Origin of the sequence: Campylobacter concisus, assembly GCF_015229965.1 — a bacterium.
Classification (GTDB): Bacteria; Campylobacterota; Campylobacteria; order Campylobacterales; family Campylobacteraceae; genus Campylobacter_A; species Campylobacter_A concisus_BD.
Genome location: NZ_JAAKZB010000017.1, coordinates 1 through 19,916 on the forward strand (window position 1 = coordinate 1; position 19,916 = coordinate 19,916).

At 39.1% G+C, this 19,916-nt stretch carries 21 protein-coding genes; 19 read left to right on the top strand and 2 right to left on the bottom strand.

Going from position 1 to position 19,916, the window contains the following annotated elements; all coding sequences use genetic code 11:
• The first annotated feature begins 20 nt into the window (after window positions 1–20).
• Window positions 21–2,390, top strand: a complete 2,370-nt coding sequence (locus G6W43_RS07680) for an EAL domain-containing protein (RefSeq protein WP_149712038.1) — start codon at window positions 21–23, stop codon at window positions 2,388–2,390.
• Here G6W43_RS07680 and G6W43_RS07685 read toward each other — a convergent pair.
• Complete coding sequence (locus G6W43_RS07685; protein WP_002940779.1) at window positions 2,387–2,575, bottom strand: hypothetical protein; 189 nt, start codon at window positions 2,573–2,575, stop codon at window positions 2,387–2,389. The two genes, G6W43_RS07680 and G6W43_RS07685, sit on opposite strands and share 4 nt — an antisense overlap.
• 129 nt (window positions 2,576–2,704) lie before the next feature.
• Between G6W43_RS07685 and dut the strand changes: the two genes are divergently transcribed.
• Together dut and G6W43_RS07695 are read left to right on the top strand one after the other, a co-directional pair.
• Entirely contained in the window at window positions 2,705–3,400 is a 696-nt protein-coding gene (dut, locus tag G6W43_RS07690; protein ID WP_103569077.1) for a dUTPase, read from the top strand.
• A complete protein-coding gene (locus G6W43_RS07695; protein WP_194169520.1) occupies window positions 3,397–4,137 on the top strand; it encodes an EI24 domain-containing protein in 741 nt (246 codons plus the stop codon). Before dut ends, G6W43_RS07695 begins: the two co-directional genes overlap by 4 nt.
• 18 nt (window positions 4,138–4,155) lie before the next feature.
• Here G6W43_RS07695 and G6W43_RS07700 read toward each other — a convergent pair whose 3' ends face one another.
• Window positions 4,156–4,677, bottom strand: coding sequence for an ATP/GTP-binding protein (locus G6W43_RS07700; protein WP_194169521.1), 522 nt, complete (start codon window positions 4,675–4,677; stop codon window positions 4,156–4,158).
• An 84-nt stretch (window positions 4,678–4,761) separates the two neighbouring features.
• On the opposite strand from G6W43_RS07700, the gene G6W43_RS07705 reads away from it, so the two are divergent.
• The 16 genes from G6W43_RS07705 to G6W43_RS07780 all read left to right on the top strand — a co-directional run bounded on the left by G6W43_RS07705 (window position 4,762) and on the right by G6W43_RS07780 (window position 19,916).
• A complete protein-coding gene (locus tag G6W43_RS07705) occupies window positions 4,762–5,130 on the top strand; it encodes an L-arabinose ABC transporter (RefSeq protein WP_242040011.1) in 369 nt (122 codons plus the stop codon).
• Window positions 5,131–5,538, top strand: a complete 408-nt coding sequence (locus tag G6W43_RS07710) for a pyridoxamine 5'-phosphate oxidase family protein (RefSeq protein ID WP_103646124.1) — start codon at window positions 5,131–5,133, stop codon at window positions 5,536–5,538.
• 293 nt (window positions 5,539–5,831) lie between these two features.
• Window positions 5,832–10,877, top strand: a complete 5,046-nt coding sequence (locus tag G6W43_RS07715) for a retention module-containing protein (protein WP_194169522.1) — start codon at window positions 5,832–5,834, stop codon at window positions 10,875–10,877.
• Between the two features lie 111 nt (window positions 10,878–10,988).
• Window positions 10,989–11,582: a LemA family protein gene (locus G6W43_RS07720; protein ID WP_021088893.1), complete on the top strand. Its 594-nt coding sequence runs from the start codon at window positions 10,989–10,991 to the stop codon at window positions 11,580–11,582.
• Complete coding sequence (locus tag G6W43_RS07725; protein WP_103643024.1) at window positions 11,582–12,439, top strand: TPM domain-containing protein; 858 nt, start codon at window positions 11,582–11,584, stop codon at window positions 12,437–12,439. The genes G6W43_RS07720 and G6W43_RS07725 overlap by 1 nt, the downstream gene beginning before the upstream one ends.
• A 256-nt stretch (window positions 12,440–12,695) precedes the next feature.
• Window positions 12,696–13,379 (top strand): sulfate ABC transporter ATP-binding protein, encoded by a 684-nt coding sequence (locus G6W43_RS07730; protein WP_194169523.1) that lies wholly within the window; start codon window positions 12,696–12,698, stop codon window positions 13,377–13,379.
• Window positions 13,360–13,881, top strand: a complete 522-nt coding sequence (locus G6W43_RS07735; RefSeq protein WP_194169524.1) for a 4'-phosphopantetheinyl transferase family protein — start codon at window positions 13,360–13,362, stop codon at window positions 13,879–13,881. Before G6W43_RS07730 ends, G6W43_RS07735 begins: the two co-directional genes overlap by 20 nt.
• Before the next feature lie 25 nt (window positions 13,882–13,906).
• Window positions 13,907–14,284 carry a hypothetical protein gene (locus G6W43_RS07740; RefSeq protein ID WP_342672228.1) on the top strand — a complete coding sequence of 126 codons (378 nt, stop codon included), beginning with the start codon at window positions 13,907–13,909 and terminating at the stop codon, window positions 14,282–14,284.
• Complete coding sequence (locus G6W43_RS07745; protein WP_194169525.1) at window positions 14,271–15,437, top strand: beta-ketoacyl synthase N-terminal-like domain-containing protein; 1,167 nt, start codon at window positions 14,271–14,273, stop codon at window positions 15,435–15,437. The genes G6W43_RS07740 and G6W43_RS07745 overlap by 14 nt, the downstream gene beginning before the upstream one ends.
• Window positions 15,434–15,877, top strand: coding sequence for a thioester dehydrase (locus G6W43_RS07750; RefSeq protein ID WP_103638236.1), 444 nt, complete (start codon window positions 15,434–15,436; stop codon window positions 15,875–15,877). Before G6W43_RS07745 ends, G6W43_RS07750 begins: the two co-directional genes overlap by 4 nt.
• Window positions 15,870–16,589 carry a 3-oxoacyl-ACP reductase FabG gene (gene fabG, locus G6W43_RS07755; protein ID WP_194169526.1) on the top strand — a complete coding sequence of 240 codons (720 nt, stop codon included), beginning with the start codon at window positions 15,870–15,872 and terminating at the stop codon, window positions 16,587–16,589. Before G6W43_RS07750 ends, fabG begins: the two co-directional genes overlap by 8 nt.
• Window positions 16,589–17,842, top strand: coding sequence for a beta-ketoacyl-ACP synthase (locus G6W43_RS07760; RefSeq protein WP_103650442.1), 1,254 nt, complete (start codon window positions 16,589–16,591; stop codon window positions 17,840–17,842). The genes fabG and G6W43_RS07760 overlap by 1 nt, the downstream gene beginning before the upstream one ends.
• 12 nt (window positions 17,843–17,854) lie before the next feature.
• Window positions 17,855–18,271 carry an excinuclease ABC subunit A gene (locus tag G6W43_RS07765; RefSeq protein ID WP_087581351.1) on the top strand — a complete coding sequence of 139 codons (417 nt, stop codon included), beginning with the start codon at window positions 17,855–17,857 and terminating at the stop codon, window positions 18,269–18,271.
• A complete protein-coding gene (locus G6W43_RS07770) occupies window positions 18,271–18,939 on the top strand; it encodes a beta-ketoacyl synthase chain length factor (protein ID WP_148824880.1) in 669 nt (222 codons plus the stop codon). The genes G6W43_RS07765 and G6W43_RS07770 overlap by 1 nt, the downstream gene beginning before the upstream one ends.
• Window positions 18,875–19,675: a lysophospholipid acyltransferase family protein gene (locus G6W43_RS07775; protein ID WP_223232045.1), complete on the top strand. Its 801-nt coding sequence runs from the start codon at window positions 18,875–18,877 to the stop codon at window positions 19,673–19,675. Before G6W43_RS07770 ends, G6W43_RS07775 begins: the two co-directional genes overlap by 65 nt.
• On the top strand, window positions 19,659–19,916 hold the full coding sequence (locus G6W43_RS07780) for a phosphopantetheine-binding protein (RefSeq protein ID WP_103566439.1): 258 nt from the start codon (window positions 19,659–19,661) through the stop codon (window positions 19,914–19,916). The genes G6W43_RS07775 and G6W43_RS07780 overlap by 17 nt, the downstream gene beginning before the upstream one ends.

Genomic DNA, 19,916 nt, shown 5'->3' on the forward strand with positions numbered 1-19,916 from the left:
GGTTTTAAACAGAATAAACAATGGAGAGAAACATTTTTTTTACGTCAAATTCGTCACTTATCGTAAGACAAAAACAAATTTTCTATGCCGTTATAGCTCTTTTTATATTTTCTCAGTTTGCCGGCATCTTAAACTATAAAATTTTTGAAAATTTGTTGATATTTTTTGGCTTTGGTCTTGTAGTTCTTGGTATCTACATCTCTATGAACAGATCAAAGCTTAAAGCTATGCACTGGCTTGCTGCATGCTTTGGGGTCTTTCTTTGGACGATTATTGATGCCATTAGAAGCGTAAATGAAGACTTTCTTTTAAGAAGCAAAGAGCAAATTTCTTATCTTGATTTTTTCGATCTGCTCCCTATGTTTTTACTATTGGCCGCTGTTGGTATATTTTTTGTGGTCAAATTTATAGCTAGTGATAAAAAGATCCTAGTTCTAGCCGATAGCTTTAATGTCCTTTTGCTAGTTTTCACGCTTGCTTATTGCATTGTTGGCGATATGGGCGATTTTAATATATTGATCCATCCTAAAAGCCCTAGTGAGCTTGCTGCTAGCATTGCTATTTTTGTAAATTTGTCTATTTTATTCATCGCTCTTAGTGAAATTTTTAATAGCAACCATCTTTACATTAGACATAGTGGCTTTTTCTTGATAATCGCAAGTGCGATTTTTACGCTATTAAATTTATATGTTTTTTATAATGAGCTTATAAACAAAGGACATGACTTTACTCTGCACTCTATCTACCTTGTGCCATTTTTTCTCTTGATGCTCGGGGCTTTTTACCTAAGGGGCGACAACAAGCGTATAAGCGCAGCAGATGTTGGCATAAAAACAACATCTAAGCTCGTACCTATCATCTCAGCTGCACTAATACTTATAAAAGCCAACCTCTCATCTTATGTCGATCTACTTATAATTTTTGTTATTGTAGCTGGAGCGGTCATTAGCTATTTTATGAAAGTGCTTGATCAAAGTGAAGAGATATATAACGCAGAGCAAAATTTACATGATGCTAAAAACAAAGAGAAGCACCTAAAGACAAACGAACTTGAGATGATAAATTTAAGTTTAGAGGGCGTATCTGAAAAAGACTATCTAACCTCTCTTGGCAACAGAGACTCATTGCTAAATGAGCTAAAAGGTATGTGTAGCGTTTTGGGCGAGAAGCAAGAGATCGCAGTTTATTATATAAATATAAGTCGCTTTAAAAATATAAATACCTCTTACGGACATGAGGTTGGCGATAAAATTTTAAAAGCGGTAGCAAAGCGCATACGTGAAGCGTGCAATAGACAAGAGGTCACCGCAAGGATCGGCGCTGATGAGTTTATCGTGCTTTCAAAAATGGAAGAAAATAGCCACACTAAGCGTATGAAGCTTGGTATGGAGCTAAGAGATACGATAGAAAAACCTTTGCAAATAGATAAGTATCACTTTGCGATTAAGAGCGTCGTTGGTATCCACGTTGTCACAAGAGATAACATCAGCGATCCTAGAAATATCATCAAAAAAGCCGATATGGCGATGTACTATGCTAAGCAAAACCCAGCTAAAAACCCAATGGTTTATAATAATGAGATAGATAGCGAGATACAACAAAGCTCAAACATAGAGATAGCTCTTAAAAAAGCAAATTTACAAGAGGATTTTGAGGTATATTTTCAGCCGATTTATGACATTAAAAATTTAAAGATCATCTGCGTAGAAGCGCTACTTAGATGGCAGTCAAAAGAATTTGGACAAAAAGAGGCTGGCGAGTTTATGGATATAGCTAGCTTAAATAGCGACATCTTAAACGACATCTGTACGCTTGCTGTCTCAAAAACAGTAGAGCAAGCTGTAAGGTGGCAAAACAAAAAGCTAAAAGTGCCAAAAATAAGCATAAATGTAGCGCAAATTCAAAGCACATCTGAAAAATTTGTAAATGAATTTATGCTAACTTTAAACTCACACCATCTAAATCCAAAGCAGTTTGAGCTTGAATTTAGCGAAGATATCTGGAAAAACGACCAAGAGACGCTTGATAAAATTTTCTCACTTTTGGAGAAAAATAGCATAGATGTTTGTATAGATGACTTTGGATCTGGATATACGTCGTTTGTCTATATCAGAAAGTATAAGATCGACCGCATAAAGATAGCAAATGACTTTGTCGCTCAGTCAGTGATAAATAAAAAAGATATGCAAGTAGTCGCTGCTATCATAAATATAGCAAAATCAATGAAGCTAAAAGTAACAGCAAAAGGCGTTGAAAGCCACGAGATAAAAGAGCTTTTAAAAGAGCTTAATTGTAATGAAATGCAAGGATATTTCTTATCTCGTCCGATGAGTGCGGAGGAGTTTGAGAATTCTTTAAGGCAGAATTCTCACATGGTGGCTGATATTTAAATTTCAGCCTTTATCTCTTCGTTTGATTTTACGACCATACCTGAGCCATGTATCACGCTTGGGATACAGCTTGTGCAGATATCAACCTCTTCGCCGTTTTTGTGAGCGTGAATGAAAACTGCATTTTTATCATCGCTGCTTTTTAGTCCGCAAACGTTGCAAACTACTAGATCTTTCTCTCTCATCTTTTCTCCTTTGAAATTTTGGGTGATTTTACATCTTGTAAGCTTGCATTAAGATGATTTGGGTCAAGCTTGTCGCTTAAGCATTAATTGTTTTTTGTTATAATCATTTAAAATTTAAAAGGTTTAAAAATGGATGAAAGAACTATTGTTTTAGAGATGTTAAAGATGCAACAAAGCCTAAATGACGAGACAAACGGGCTTGGTTGGGAAAATGGCTATACAAATAAAAATAAACTCATAAGCTGGAGGCGCTGCATATATATGGAGTGCGCTGAGCTTATCGACAGCTTTGCTTGGAAGCACTGGAAGAGCATAGATGCTAAGACTGATGAGCAAAATTTACGTATCGAAGTCGTTGATATCTGGCACTTTATAATGAGCCTAGCACTACAAATTTACAAGGCAAAACAGCTTGGTGATGTTGAGACATTAGCTGATGATATCTGCCAGTCAAGTGGCTTTAGCGACTATTGCAAAGAGCCATTAAAGGTCGAAGATGAGAGCATTTATGAGATCATGAACGACGTTGAGATGCTTATACATGAGTGCAGCGGCTTTGACTATGATATCTTTGATATCTTTAAAATTTATTTCTCAATGTCTTTAAAATGCGGCGTAAATTTATACTCGCTTTATGAGTGCTATATCGCTAAAAACGTGCTAAATCGCTTCCGACAAAACAACGGCTACAAAGAGGGCAGCTATAAGAAAATTTGGAACGGACGCGAAGATAACGAAGTGATGAGCGAAATTTTATCAAATGGCGTTAGCACGATAGATGAAATTTACGCCGCACTTGAGCGTGAGTACAAAAAGGTAAAATGATAAATCTTCTTCGCCTTGGCTTTAAAGATTTTTTTACAGCCAAATTTATAACGCTATCGATCTTGCCGCTTTTTCTTAGCATTTGTAGCCTTGCGTGGCTTACGATCTGGGGAGGTGGCGAGATATTTGACCTTTTAAGCGATGGCGCTAAAAACGAAAATTTCGCCTTTTTGGAGACAAACTCGACGCTATCTTTTATAGCTATTAAAATTTTAAGTTTTAGCGCTACAAAGTGGATAGTTAGCATACTTTTTTACGTTTTAAGCACCTTTTTAACGATCATCATTAGCATAATAATCGCCCTAATAGTAGCTGGCTTTTTAACGCCAGTTGTAGCCAAAGAGATAAACAAAAGGCACTACAACTACGTGCTTAAAAGCGAGGCTAGCACGGCTAGAGTGCTAAAAGTGACGATGGTTGAGATCATGAAATTTCTTGGGATATTGCTCGTTTGCTTGCCGCTTTTGTTTGTGCCAGTTTTAAATTTCTTCATCATAAACGTACCATTTTTTTACATCTACTATAAACTTTTGCTAATAGACGTTGGCTCAAACACGCTTGATAGCGAGAAATTTGAGCTAGCGTTGCTTGAAGGCGGTGGGGTTAAATTTATAGCTTTTACACTTTTATTTTATCTGATCTCGCTTGTGCCGCTTGTGGGATTATTTTTTCAGCTTTATTTTGTGATAGTCTTGTCGCACCTCTTTTATCAAAGAGAGGCGCTGGTTAAAATTTAGAGCCAAAAAGCTCTAAATTTATGCGTAGTAAGATACTTTTTTGCTCTCATCAAGCAATGTGTCAAATAGCCTTTTTGTCGCACTTAGTAGGTTTTTATTAGCATCATTTTTAGCTAAAAGTTCGTCAAACATCTTTAGCATATTATCATTTATGAAATTTTTATGATCCATATCTTTTGCGTCAGGCAACATCTGCTTGATCTTGTTTGAAAGCTCGCTTATGCTTTGGCTGCTACCTGCGATCTTGTCGCCCTCTTTGACATTTTTCATAAACTCATCAACCTGTGGGCGAATTTGCTTCATCGCCTCTTCGATCTCTTTCATATCTTGCTCGTCTATACCGTTGCCTTTATAGGCAAACTCATAGCCGTATTCGTGCGTGAGAGTTAAGCTCCTTTGGCTTGAACTGCCATTTTTTTGACTTGAAAACTCTAAGTTTTTATTGTCATACATAGAAAAGCTTATCTCATCGCCTGAGCTAGTCTTCATCGAAAAGCTCATGTTATTGTAGCTTCCTTGAGAGTAAAAATTTGTTTGCATTTTTAAATCCTTTTGAGGCTAAATCGGCAAATTTTTAATTTCATAAAGCAAAATTTTGTAAAATGCGTCAAAAAAGGACGGGCGATGTGTTGTTTTGGGACTAGGATCTTTTTGCTGATGCTTATCACTGTTTTAAGCTTCGTTTTTGCTAGACTTTGGCCTGTTTTGCCAGTCGTTGGCTATTACTTTATACTTGCAAATTTGCTCTCAATTTTAATGTTTTCACTATTTTTTAAAGGGCTTTTGCCAAGCTTTGTAAAGGTAAATGCGATCCACTATTTTTCGCTAATTGGTGGCTTTTTTGGAGCATTTTTAACAATGCTTGCCTTTAAAAAGGTTGCAAAAGATAAATTTACTTTAATAGAGCTCGTTATTTTTACGCTTTGGGTGCTGATAATCGCCATAGTCATCTTTAAATTTCAAACCATTCTTGACATTTTTAGGGGAGTTTAGATGGATGAGAGGATAGTTAAATTTTTAAAAAAGATGCATCTTGCAAGTGTTTGTACCATTGATGATGAGGGACAGCCTTATGCTTTTAGCGCATTTTACGCCTTTGATGAGGTAAATTTTTGTCTTTTGCTAGCTAGTTCTGATGAGAGCTCGCATGTTAAATTTTTAAAAAACTCAAAGCTCGTTGCTGGCACAGTCGCTCTTGATACAAAGATCGTTGGCAAGATAGAGGGCGTGCAGTTTCAAGGAGCGATGAGAGAGGCTAGAACAATTGAGCGAGAAATTTACTTTAAAAGATTTTTTTACGCAAAGGCGATGGATCCAAAAATTTGGTCTATAAGCCTTGAAAAGGTTAAATTTACGAGTAACACTCTAGGTTTTGGCAAGAAAATTTTTTGGCAAAAGTAGCTAAAAATCGCATAATATTTTCGTGTTAGCTTAAAAGATGCTCTTTCTTAAGGCGTTCAGAATAACGCTTTTATGAAACGAAAGGTACATGTACCATATAAAAATTTTTTTTAAAATTTTTTACACAAAAGTTACACAAAATGCCTTTTTTAGGGGGAATTTTAAAAATATTAAAGTGTGATAAAAGAGTATTAAATAACTAAAAATAAACTTAAATTTACCCAAATTTTACTTAATATCCCCAGCCTCACTCTTATTATATAATCGCCGAAAAAATTATTAAGGAGAGTTTTATGGCTAAAGAAGCGGGTGTAGTAAAATCGCTAAGTGGCAAGGCGGTCGCAGTTGATCAAAACGGAAACGAGAGAGAGCTAAAAGTTGGCGACATCGTTTATATGGGTGAGAGTGTCAAAACTAGCGATGCAGCCGACAAAGTAACTATTGTTGCAAATAACGGCAAAGAGCTAACTGTACTAGGCAGTGACACGCTTTCTTTAAATCCAAATACGATAGGTGCTGAGGGCTTAGCTGATATAAGCGCTTTGCAAAATGCTATTTTAAACGGCGGTGATCTAACAAAACTTGAAGAGACTGCTGCTGGTGGTAATGCTGCTGCTGGTGGTGGAGATGGCGTTAGCCTTGGCGAAGCTAGATTTGCTGAGGGCGGTCACTACTCTAACATCAATGAAACTTATAGAAATTTAACTGATACAAATAGAGCTTTTGCTTCATACGATAGCCCAATAGGCGGCTACAATGATGGCAACGATGGTGATAATGGTGCTAGTGGCGCAAACGTTAATATAATCCCAGGTGCACCAACTGTTAAATTTATAAATGATATAAATGGAAACCACACTTTAAGCAGAGTAGAGCATGGAAATGATACAGATGTAAATACATCTAAAGTTCTTATCACAGTACCAAATGACGGCACAGTAAGAGCTGGCGATATACTAAAAGTCACTGTAACTGATCCAAATGGTAATGAAACAACAACAAACATAACCATCACTCCAGCTATCATAACTAATGGTTATCCAATAAATGCGCCTGTAGAGCCAGGTAAAAACTCAAAAGTAGAAGCAAGCGTTACAAATTTCCAAGGTAATACTGGCGGCAGCAGTGAAGATCACGTAACTCCTACAAAATCAAGCGTAAGCGTTGAATTTACAGAAGATAGAGATAACGATAAATTTTTAACTTACACAGAAAACAACAATGACAACAAACAAAATGAGTCACCAGTACTTATAAAAGTAAGTGATGTTATCCCTGGAGATAAACTTCACATCACACTAACAAAACCAGATGGTACTACTGAAACTAGAGAAGTTGCTATCGATCAAAATATAATCAATAATGGCTACAAGATAGACAATATGCCAGTTGCTGAGGGTAAAGTTTCAAAAGTAGATGCTTATGTTACTGATAGCACAAACTCTAGCACTTGGAAGAGCGATGTAGCAACCGATGATGTTACTCCAGATGTAAGACCGACTTTAACATTTACTGAAGACCACGATAATGATGGTGGTATAGATGACTGGGAAAATAGCAAAGATGGAAACTTTAGAAGCACAACAGTTGAAGTAACACTTCCAAAAGATGTTGTAGCAGGCGATAAAGTTGTCATAACTTACACTGATCCACTAACTAAACAAAATACAACAACAGAAGTGCCTCTTACACAAGCAGACGTTGATAACCATAAGGTAAATACATCTTTACCAGTTTTCCCTGACGTATGGAACTATGCAAGTGCTCATGTCGTAGCTGCAGATGGCACACCAAAGAGTGCAGAGTCTAATAAAGATAATGTAATACCTATCGGTAGAAACATGGAGATAAAATTTATAGAGCAAGACACTCTTCATGAAATTTCAAGACAAGAGAGTATGGATGAGCATGAAGTAAATGAAACAACAGCTCTTATAAGACTTCCAAACAAAATAGATAATGGTGACATAGTTACACTTACTATAAACGAGCCTACAAATGGCGTTTATACAAGAAATTTCACTATACATATGAATGATAAAGGCGAGGTAACTGGTATAACTGAGATCGGCAATGGCGGACAAAATTTCCCATTTACAAAAGAGAGCTTTAATCAATACTCATTTGAAGTACCAGGCTTTGATCTAAGAAATGGACAAGATACTACTATCAAAGCTAGCATCACAAACATGACACCAGGCAGACATACATCTATAAATGAGCCAGAAGTTTCAGCTAGCTTAGAGCATGTAAAAGCACCTGAGGTTATCTTTGATGAGGCGCATAACTCAAAAACTATGAGCAGAAAAGCTTCGGCTGCTGATGGTGATGAATTTAACACAACTGCAACTATCAAGATCCCTAAAAATGCAGTAGATGGCGATAGGATCGAAGTTAAGATCACTGAGCCACAGCTTGATGGTACAACTAAAGATAGAACGCTTAAATTTAATGTTCATAAAGATGCTTCAGGCGTTAAGATAACAGATGAGCATAGCAATGATGTAGCAGTAAGCGACAACGGCTTTAAAATTTCTCATGTTGGTACATTAACAGGAGCTGAGACCAAAATTTCAGCTACTATCATCGATAAAGATGATGTTCAAAGTGCTACTGGAACAAATAGTGTAAGCGTAACAGAGCTTGATGACTCTGGAATTTTCTTTAGTGAAGATGTTGATGCTAATACATCTATCACAAGAGATGAGAGCATGAAAGATCACGATCTTCATAAGACTGATCTAAAAGTAAAAGTGCCAAATAACGTGATAACTGGCGACAAGATGATACTTGAGGTTAAAGCTGATGGCAACACAACTTTACAAAAAGAATTTACTATCACAAGAAATGGCAATAGCATTACTCTAACAGATGGCACTGATACTATAACAGCTGATAGCGATAATAAAATCACAGTACCAGGCATAGTAATAGGTGAAGGTAAAAACACTGAAGCTCAGGCAACATTTACAGATGCTAAAGATCATGCAAAAACCATAGTAACAAACCACGCTACCCTTGAAAATCTTCACGATGATATGACTGTTATATTTAATAAAGATGCAGACTTTAACGGAATTTTAAATAAAGATGAAGCTACAAAAGACAGCAATGGCGATGTGGTAAATACAACAATAGCTACCATAAAACTACCAAGCAATGTTGTAGATGGTGACGTGTTAAAGATAACTACAAGCATAGAAAATGGCACACCAACTACTACAAGTCACACTATCCACAAAGACGCTCATGGCAACATCACAGTAGATGATCTAAATGTGGTTGGCAATAAAGCTGTTGAGTATACAGTGCCGTTACAAGAAGATAAAACAAGCAAGGTAAGTGCAACAGTTAGCGATGCAACAGGTGTTGATAAGGTAAAAGCTGGTAGCGATATCTTACTTGATGCTGATGGTAATGGTGGTACAAATTTCTATGTACTTATCGATGAGGACAAAGATAGAAATGGCAAACTAAGTAGAGACGAGGCAAACTCAGATGGTAAGGTTAAAGAGACATCTGCAACTGTATCTCTACCAAGTGGTAACCTACATGCAGGTGATACATTTACTGTAAAAGTAAATGGTGTGCCAACTACTTACAAAGTAACTAGCAAAAATAATGATGTGCTAACTATAGAAGATGCAGCTGGACAAAATAAACATTTAGAGCCAGGCAACTTACTAAAGATACCTAATGTCGCTGTAAGCGTTACAAATCCTGCTAAGGTTGAAGTAGAGATACCTAATATCGCACCTAAATCAGCTAAGGCGATACTAGAGCCTATAGACAATAACGAGCTAAGCGTAATTTTCAACGAAGATAATGCTAATAGAAACAATGAACTAAGTAGAGATGAGGCTATATCAGACAATAACCTAAAAACTACAACAGTAAGCGTAAAAGTGCCTTACAATGTTGTAACAGGCGATCACGTAAAAGTTGATTATGTTGATCCAAATACTGGCACCCCAGGAAGTAGAGAATTTAAAATAACTAAAACAGCAGATGGTAAAATCACTGCTACAGATATAATAAATGGTGGAACACCACAAGATATCACAAAAACTAACACCATACAAGTAGATAATGTCCCTATGAAGCCAGGCGAGAAAACAAAGGTAGATGCGACTATAACTACTCAAGATGATCAAACAGCACATGCTAGCGCAGAGGCAAAACTAGCACAGCTAAGCAGCAAAGGCCTAAGTGTAAGCATAGCAGCTGATGCAAACGACAATGGCACTATCACAAGAGATGAGACAAGTAGCAATACTTCAAAAGTAAGTGTATCTCTCCCTGGTAGCGTAATAGCTGGTGATAGCATAAAAGTTGAGATCACAAATGCTGGCAGCACAACGCCTGTGACTAAAGAATTTAAAGTTCTTAGCAAAGACGCACTTGGCAATATTGAATTGCAAGATCAACATAATCTTGCTGCCCACCCTATAACTCTTGAAAATGGCAAACCACTTGAGCTTGATGCAGCTATCGCAGTAGGACAAGAGACAAAAGCGAAAGTCACTCTATCTGATGGAACAACTACTGTAAGCACAGAGGATCATGCAAAAGTTGAGATGGACGCTATAAGAGGTATGCAGTTTGTTGAAGACGGCAATAGAGATGGACATCTATATGGCTATGAAAACTTTGGCGATAACAACAAAACTCAAGATACAACGCCAGTTAAAATTTATGTTAGCGATGATGCAAGAGCGGGCGATACAGTTGAGATCAAATACACTGATCCAGACAATCACGCTCAAACAAAGACAGTAAATCACGTGCTAACAGCTGATGATATGAGTAAAGGTGTATTTGATCAGCTACTAGACATCAACGCAAGATCAGCTTATGATCTAAAAGTAGATGCTACGCTTAAAACTCCAGGCGGTCTTGTAAATAAAACTCATAGCGATACGCTTCGCATAGAGCTTGAAGACTATACGGTTAAATATGATGAACACACAACTATGAAAGGTGGCGATAGCGATAATGACACTTTAATAGTTGATGGACAAACGGTTGATTTTAGTCATGTGGCTGGTCTTGATGCTAAAGTTGAAAGCTTTGAAAATATCCAACTTCAAGGCAACACTGAGATCAAATTTAATGCAAAAGCTATCTTTGACATCACTGATGATCTAAACACTGTTCTTAAGATAAAAGGTGCTGTTGATGAGCATGGCAACTCAACTACAAAAGTTGATCTAGACCACAAATGGACTGCTGACCCTAACTACGATGCTGGTGGCTTTAAGGGCTACTCAAGCGTCGATCAAGTAAGCGGACACACTATCCATATACAAATAGACGATAAAGTCCAAACAGACCTATAATCCCCAAAAAAGTGAGTGCACTCTAAGCACTCACTTCACTTACCTAACTTTAAATTTACATCATTTTTTAAGCCTTATTTTACTAATATCACCCCTTTTAAAGGAGAAAATATGAAAAATTTAATAGCCATCGTTGTGGTCATCGCCGCACTTGTTTTTGGCGCTTTCAAATACGCAAATTCATTTGTCGTGCTTGATGAAAACACCAACGAGAAGTGGTCGCAGGTGCTAAATCAATACAAAAGAAGAGCCGATCTCGTGCCAAATTTAGTTGAAACCGTAAAAGGCTACGCAGCTCACGAGCAAAAGGTCTTTGAAGATGTGGCAAACGCAAGAAGCAAGAGCATGCAAGTAAGCATCGATGCAAGCAGTCTTAGTGACGAGGCAAAGGTTAAAGAATTTATGGCAGCTCAAGGTCAGTTAGGCTCCGCACTTGGCAGGCTAATGGCAGTTAGCGAGAGCTACCCAGAGCTAAAAGCAAATCAAAATTTCCTCTCACTCCAAAGCCAGCTTGAAGGCACAGAAAACCGCATAAGTGTAGCAAGACGCGACTACATCGAGGCTGTAAAAGAGTACAACGTAGCTCTTAGAAGCTTTCCTGGTAAATTTATAGCTAGCATCTTTCATCCAGAGATGAAGCCAAAGCAAGGCATCGAAGTTAGCAGCGAAGATATGAAAAATCCAAAAGTTTCGTTTGAGAAGTGATGAAAAAAGCTCTTGCTCTTTTGCTCTTTGCGTTTTGCTTTTGTTTTGCTCTAAATTTCAATGAGCAGATCAACGATGAGGCTCATATCTTTTCACAAAACGAAAGAGATGAGCTTTTAAATTTAGTGCAAAATTTCGAGCAAAACAGCACCACGCAAATCGCTATAGTGACTTTAAATTCGCTTGAAAGCAGGAGCATCGAAGAGCTGTCTCTTGAGATCGCTAGAGGCTACAAACTAGGTCAAAAAAAAGATAACAACGGCGTGCTTTTGGTGGTCGCTCCAAATGAGAAAAAGGTCCGCATCGAGGTTGGATACGGACTTGAAGGGATGCTAACTGACGCCGTAGCAAGCCAGATCATAAATAGCGTGATGATACCTCGGTTTAAAAATGGCAAGATGAGCGAAGGCATAAAAGAGGGCGTTTTGGCGATCATAAAAGTGGCTAGTGGCGAGGAATTTAGTAGTAAATCCGGCCTTAGCGACCTGCCTTTTGGCGTGTTTGCCTTTTTTGCTGGCATGCTCTCTTGTTTTGCCTCTGTGATCTTTGGTAAATTTTTTATGCGAACTGGCTTTAGCACGTGCTTTGCTGGACTTGTATCAACCGCACTTGAGCAGGGATTTGGCGTGCAAAACTACCTCATCATCTTTGGCGCTTTTGCCTTTATATTTGCAGTATTTTTCTTTATTTTAAAAGACGTTTTTAAGAGAAATAGCCAAGGCGGCTCTTTGCCAATGGGCTTTAGGCGAGGTGGTTCAGACTCAAATGGAGGTGGTGGTCGCTCAAGTAACAGAGGAGGCGGCTTTAGTGGCGGCGGCGGTGGTTTTGGCGGCGGCGGAGCTAGCGGCAGCTGGTGAAATTTACCTGCTTTAGAAGTAAATTTATTATGTTTTGCAATTTGTAAAAACTGTGCGAAGCACAGCAACCTCTAACGTGCGAGGGGATTGTGGGATCTAAAGGGAGATAAGGGGACGGCTTCGTAATTCAAGTCCCCTTGTCTCCCTTTTTGGATAAAAAATTTATAAACTAAGAAGTTATTTCATATATTTTAGACCCAGTATTTGCATATAAAAGCTAAATTTCTTAAAATATGCCAAAAAATTAGGAGCAAAAATGCTATCAGGCGAGCTACTTAAAAGCCATTTTGCTAAATTTGATCTAGTGGCGATGCTTAGTGAGTTTTTAAAGCAAAGTTCTTTTGATAAAGAGAAATTTCAAGCACTCAGGCGAGATGGCATTACAAATTTAGAGAAAAGCCAAAGAGAGGGGCTTCTTAAAATAGCGGGCTTTAAGGCGCATCTTGATGCGAAATTTCAGGGCTTTTTGCGTGAACTGATGCAAAGCAAGATCCTCGTTGTAAGCGGCGCGGAGTATAAATTTAGTGAGCTTGAAATTTACACCTGCTTTGATGCAAACACCTACAAAAGATCATGCGAAGCGGGCGAAATTTACTTTCACAATTTTGGTTTTGACATCTCTTTTAAGAGCGAGCCAGCGCTTTATGGCGGCATTTTGGTAAGGAGCTTGAAGCCCTTAAATGAGCGAAATTTCATCTTTGGACCAAGAAAATGCGCCTTGCATATCTTAAATAGAAAAATAAGTAATTTAAATTTTGATCTAAAAGAGGCTGATTTTAGAGATGATGAGGTCGCTTTTACGCCAAGGATTAGATCGTTTAAAGATGAGAGTGAGCTTCAAGATGACGCTTTAAGGGCGGTTAGCGGCGAGTTTATAGGGGCACTTGAAAGTGCAAAAGAGTATAAAAAAAGAGTTGAAAATGCCTATAAAAAGGGGTGAAATTTATCTTTTTGTCGGCTTTGAGGTTGAGAAATTTAGCCCCAAAATGCTCTCTAGAAAAGATCGTAGAAAGCTAAAAAAATATCCAAATTTAGCAAATTCAAACTCATTTAAACTTTCTCGCTATTTAAAATTTAAAGCAAAAAAACGAGGCAAAATTTGCCTCTCTCACAAAGAAAATATCGCTGTTTTGGCTATCTCAAAAGAAAAAGTTGGCGTTGATGTGGAGGAGCTAAAGGAGCGAAATTTTGACGGAGTGATCAAATTTTGCTTTAGCAAAAAAGAGAGCGAAATTTACGCAAACGCAAAAGATAAAATGCAAAAATTTTATGAAATTTACACCGCAAAAGAGGCTGTGATAAAAGCCAAAAATCTAGCCTTTAGTGACCTTGCTAGCGTTAAATTTGACGAAATGGAGAGAAGATACTTGATTATTAATAATCTATTTATCATTTGCCTTGCATTTAAGCATTGCAAAGATATAATTGTTAAATTTTTATGATTTTAGAACACTAAAAAGGCAAAAAGTGCTTGTAAAAAAGATAGCTATGATCCTTGCAGTAACGCTTCTAGCTCTTGGCTGTGCGAAGAAATTTGATGCGCCAAAGCTGGCGGATTTTAGCTTAAAGGCATTTGAGGTTAGTTCATCAAAAGGGCCGCTAATGCTCTATGTGCAAAATAGTGAAAATGAGTATAAATTTAGCCTTGTAAACGCACTTGGCGCACCAGAAGCTAGGCGAGTTTTAAAGGGTGGCACGTTTGCAAATTTGGGCTTTTTACCACCAAACGGCGCCTACAACGAGCTTTTTATCAAGGTGCTTGAGATGATAAAAGATGAAAAAAATGAGCAAAAATTTATGATAGATGATCAAATTTATGAGGTAAAAAGCGTTGATCTACGTTAGCAAACCAGCCATTATCAGCGCTGCAGGTAGCAGTAGTGATGAAAATTTAAGCTCGCTTTTAAGTGGTAAGAGATTTTTAAGCAAAAGCTGCGAATTTCACCCACAAAATGAGTTTTTGGTGGGTAAATTTAGCGGTGAACTGCCACAATTTGCTAAGAGCACAAAAGAGCACTTCAAAACTCGCACCAACGCCTTGCTTTTAAGCACGATGTTAGAGGTGGGTGATGAGATAAAAAGAGCGATAAAAAAATATGGCAAAAGCCGAGTGGGAGTAGTTCTTGGCACTACAACAAGCGGTGTTGAGGAGAATTTCGAGCCATTTAAAGGCTATATCGCGACTGGATTTTTTGATAAAAGTAGGTTTGACATAAACAGAAACTGCCTTGCAAACGTGGCTGAGTTTGTGAGCGACTTTTATGAGCTTAGTGGTCCAAACTACTGCGTATCGACTGCGTGCACCTCGGGCGTTAAGGCGGTCATAGAGGCAAAAAGGCTCATTGAAAGCGAGCTTTGTGACGCGGTCATTTGTGGCGGAGTAGACAGCCTAAATACGCTTACAATAAATGGCTTTAACTCGCTTAGCATACTAAGCAGCGCCCCAAGTCAGCCCTTTTCTAAAAATAGAGAGGGGATAAATATCGGCGAGGGAGCTGGGTTATTTTTGCTAAGCCGTGATGAAATTTCAAACGTCGCAGTCGCTAGCTCTGCCTCAAACTGCGACGCTTTTCACATGACGCAGCCTGATTTTAGCGCTAAAATGGCGGTAAAGTGCATAGAGGGCGCGCTAAAAAGAGCTGCTATGAGCGGCGTGGACTATGTAAATTTACATGGCACCGGCACGCAGGCAAATGACAAAATGGAGGCAAAAGCTGTAAATTTAACGCTTGGCGACACCTTTGCAAGCACACTAAAGCCACAGATCGGTCATACGCTTGGGGCTGCTGGAGCTATTGAGAGCGCCATTTGCGCCATGCTTTGCATGGAGAAAAATAGCACCTTGCCGCCACACGTTTATGACGGCGAGTATGATGAGAGCTTGGAGGCTATAAATTTAGTAAAAAGCGGCACGAAATTTGACGTAAAAACAGCGATGTCGCTATCTTTTGCCTTTGGCGGAGATAACGCCGCGATAATATTTAAAAGAGTGAGATGATGATAAGTGATTATTTGCCGCACAGCAGTGCCATAACCCTGATCGATGAAATTTTAGAATTTATCCCTTGCGAGAGCATAAAGGTAAGAAGCGTGATAAATGAGCAAAATCCCTTTTTAGAAGATGGTAAATTTATGACGCAAAAGGCGATAGAGATGATGGCTCAAAGTCTTGGGATTTACGACTCAAAGATGCGTGAGCTAAGGGGTGAGAAGGCGATATTTGGCTTTTTGCTTGGTAGTAGAAAATTTGAAATTTTTAGGCCATATTTTAATGTGGGCGATGAGATAGTGATCGTCTCAAAGTGCTCGATCCAAGATGAGAGTGGATTTGGCGTTTATGACAGCGAACTTTTTGTAAATGGTGAGCTTGGCGCAAGGGCGGTTTTAAACGTGATGAGCCCTGATGAAGAATTTGTAAAAAAGGCACTTAGTGAGTAAGAGAGTATTGATAACTGGATCAAGTAGAGGCATAGGAGCTAGCATCGCTAGGCGCCTTGCTAATGAATACGAAGTGGTGCTTCATGCAAGAAGTAAGAGCGATGAGCTTTTAAAGATGGCTAGCGAGCTTGGGGCTAAATTTATGACATTTGACGTGGCTGATACTGCTGCAGCTAAAGAGGCCATAGAGGCTGACATGGAGGCAAATGGCGTCTATTATGGCGTTATTTTAAACGCTGGCATAACAAGGGATAATACCTTTGTGGGGCTAAGCGATGAAGAGTGGTTTGACGTGATAGATGTAAATTTAAATGGCTTTTACAACGTCCTAAGACCAGCACTAATGCCCATGATAAGGGCTAGAAAGCCAGCTAGGATAGTGACGCTAAGCTCTGTTTCAGGGGTCATTGGCAACAGAGGTCAGGTAAACTACTCAGCTAGCAAAGCTGGCATCATAGGAGCTAGCAAAGCCCTTGCAGTCGAGCTTGCCAGCAGAGGCATAACAGTAAACTGCGTGGCACCTGGGCTTATAAAGACAGATATGAGCGAAGAAATTTTAAATAGCGACTTTTTAGATGAGGTGCTAAAGGCCATACCTGCAAAAAGAGCTGGCGAGGCAGATGAGGTGGCAGGACTTGTTAAATTTCTACTAAGTGACGAGGCTAGTTACATCACAAGGCAGGTTATCGGCGTAAATGGAGGACTTTGCTAATGCGTGTATTTGTCACAGGTATCGGCGCAGTCAGTGCTTTTGGCAACAGCTGGGAGGAGATGAGGGTTAAATTTCTTGAGGGCAAAAATGCCGTGAGATATATGAGCGAGTGGGAGGGCTATAAGGAGCTAAACACGCGCCTTGCAGCACCTATCATAGACTACAAACACCCACAGGAGTGGGACAGAAAACAGCTAAGAAGCCTTGGCAAGGTCTCAACTTATAGCGTGCATGCGGCTGGACTTGCTTTAAAAGATGCTGGCTTGCTAAATGGCGAAGGCTTGCAAGCTGCAAATTTAGACCCAAGCGTGCAAGATGGCAGGATGGGCGTGGCAAGTGGCTCAAGCACTGGTAGCACCGACTCTATCCTTGACATGGCAAAGCTAGTTTTGGACATGGATAGCGGCTTTAACGCAAATACCTACATAAAAATGATGCCTCACACCACAGCGGCAAATATCGCTCTATTTTACTCGTTAAAAGGGCGCATCATCCCTACATCTTCGGCATGTACGAGTGGCTCACACGCCATTGGCTACGCGTACGAGAGCATAAAAAATGGCAGCATAGACATGATGCTAGCTGGTGGGGCTGAGGAGCTTTGTGTGAGTGAGGCATACGTCTTTGACAAGCTCTATGCGACTAGTGTCAAAAACCACACGCCAAATTTGACACCAACGCCATTTGAAAAAGATAGAGATGGTTTGGTGCTTGGCGAGGGAGCTGGATTTTTAGTGCTTGAAAGCGAAGAGAGCGCCTTAAAAAGAGGAGCTAAAATTTACGCTGAGGTCGTTGGCTTTGGCTCTACGTGTGATGGCACGCATATCACTAGACCACAAAGCGCTACGATGAAAGCAGCGATGAGCCTAGCACTCCGCGCGGCAAAACTAGAGCCAAAGAGCATAGGCTACGTAAATGCCCATGCGACCGCTACAAAGCATGGCGATATAGCTGAAAGTATCGCTACAAACGAGCTTTTTGGAGAGGACATCGCCATTAGCTCACTTAAAAGCTATCTAGGTCACACGCTTGGCGCTTGTGGCGGACTAGAGGCGATCGCTAGCATAATGATGATGAGAGAAGAGCTATTTTTCCCAACTATAAATTTAAACGTAACTGATCCTGAGTGTGCAAAGCTAAACTACTTAAAGGAGCCAACGCCGATAAAGACGGACTTTGTGATGAGTAATAACTTTGCATTTGGCGGTGTAAATACATCTTTGATATTTAAAAGAGTAGATAACAAATTTTAAAAAGGATAGAAAATGAAAAGATTAGTTTCATTAGTTGCCGTTTTGGCATTTGCTTCAAGCCTTAGCGCTAGAGATGACGTGAAGTACCACTCACTAGACTTCTTAAACGGCCCAAAGGCTAAAGAATTTTTACTACCAAACGTTAGCATCAGCTTTGGCACAGGATACACTGGCAAGGTGATCGTAAGAGATCTAACGTCAAACAAAAAGACAAATGGCTTTAACAAAAGTGACGAAGAGGCTTGCCAGATCGCACTTCTCTCTGCTCTAAAGTCATTTCAAGAAAGAGCTATAAAAGAGGGCGGCACGAAGGTTGTAAATTTGACTGGATATTACAAAAAACAGCCATTTAACTCTAAAACTCAGTTTCAGTGCGGCAGCGGTTCTTTGATGTCTGGCGTCACACTAAGAGGCGACATCGCGAAATAATGAAATTTCAAGTTGATTTTTATGACGTTATAGCTTATGGCGAGATCAGCGAGGATCTGGCTAGATATAAAAAAGAATTTGATCTAGCAAAGATCCCGCCGATGCAAAGAAGGAGGCTAAGTAGTGCCGCAAAGTGCGCTTTTAGCCTGCTTAGTAGTTTTGAGAGCATTGATATGCCAGTCATTTTTAGCTCTTATGAGGGCGAGATAAATCGCTGTTTTGAGCTAGAAACTGCGCTTGCAAAGGCTGAGCCAGTATCGCCAACGTCGTTTTCGCTCTCTGTGCATAACGCTATCTCGTCGCTTCTTAGCATTGAAGCTAAAAATCACAATGAAATTCTAGCCATTTCTTCTTTTAGCCCAGTAGAAGACGCGCTGCAAGCTGCGTTTTTAAGGCTAAATGACGGATATGAAAAGGTGCTCATCCTTGCCTATCATGAGTCGATATCGCAGAGCTATTTTGATGAGAAAAAGCCATCATTTATGCTAGCGCTTGTCGTCTCAAAGGCAAAAGATAAGAGTGTTTTAACTCTAAAAAGAGTGGAAAAAGAAGAAGAAATTTCAGAAAATTTACTGCAAAGCTTCATCGTAAATTTTGACCCAAATGTGGCAAAAACGTGGCAAAGTAGCAGTCATTTCGCGTCTTGGAATTTTAGCTATGAGCCTTAAAATTTTAAGAGCTGGATTTTTATTTTTCTTTTTTGCGCTAATTTGCATAAGTGGCGATATGTTGCTAGTGCCAGTCGTGCTTTTGGGGCTAAATAAATTTAAATTTATGCAAAATTTATGCCGAGATCTAGTTAGAGTTTCTTGGGGATTTTTTATAAAAGTTACTAAAATTTGTGGGTATCTTGACTATAAATTTGAGCTTACAAAGCTAAATGGCGGCTCAAATTTAGTCATCGCAAACCACCCTTCGCTGCTTGATGTGGTCTTTTTGGTCTCAAAATTTAAAAGGATAAACTGCATCGTAAAGGGCGAGCTTGGCAAAAATATATTTTTATTTGCGGCTATTAGGGCGTGCAACTACATACCAAACACAAATAACGAGGAATTTTTACAAAAAAGCGTAGATGTTTTAAAAAGCGGCGAAAATTTGCTCATTTTCCCAGAGGGCACACGCACGAAAGAGGAGATCATCTTTCATAAAGCAGCCGCATACATGGGCATAAAAGGCGCATCTAACGTGGTTTGTGTGGGTATAAATATGGCTCCAAGAAGCCTTAGAAAAAATGAGCCATGGTATAAAACGCCAGATGAAAAGATAAAGTACGTCTTTAAGGAGCTAAAGAAATTTGAAGTTAGTGAGTTTTTAAAAGATAGGCCAAGCCCCGTAAGGGCGAGGGCGCTACACGAAGAGATAAGTAAAATTTATAAGGAGGAATTTAGTGAAAGAACTAGTTAATGAGATAAAAGAGCTGATCATTACAAGCTTAAATTTAGAGGATATGAAGCCAAGCGATATCGACGAGAACGCGCCACTTTTTAGCGAGGGTCTAGGCCTTGACAGCGTCGATGCACTAGAGCTTGGACTGGCTGTACAAAAAAAATATGGCCTCGTGCTTGACTCAAAGACAGCAAATTTAAAAGATATATTCTTTAGTGTATCTTCTCTTGCAAAATACATTTACGAAAATAGGAAATAA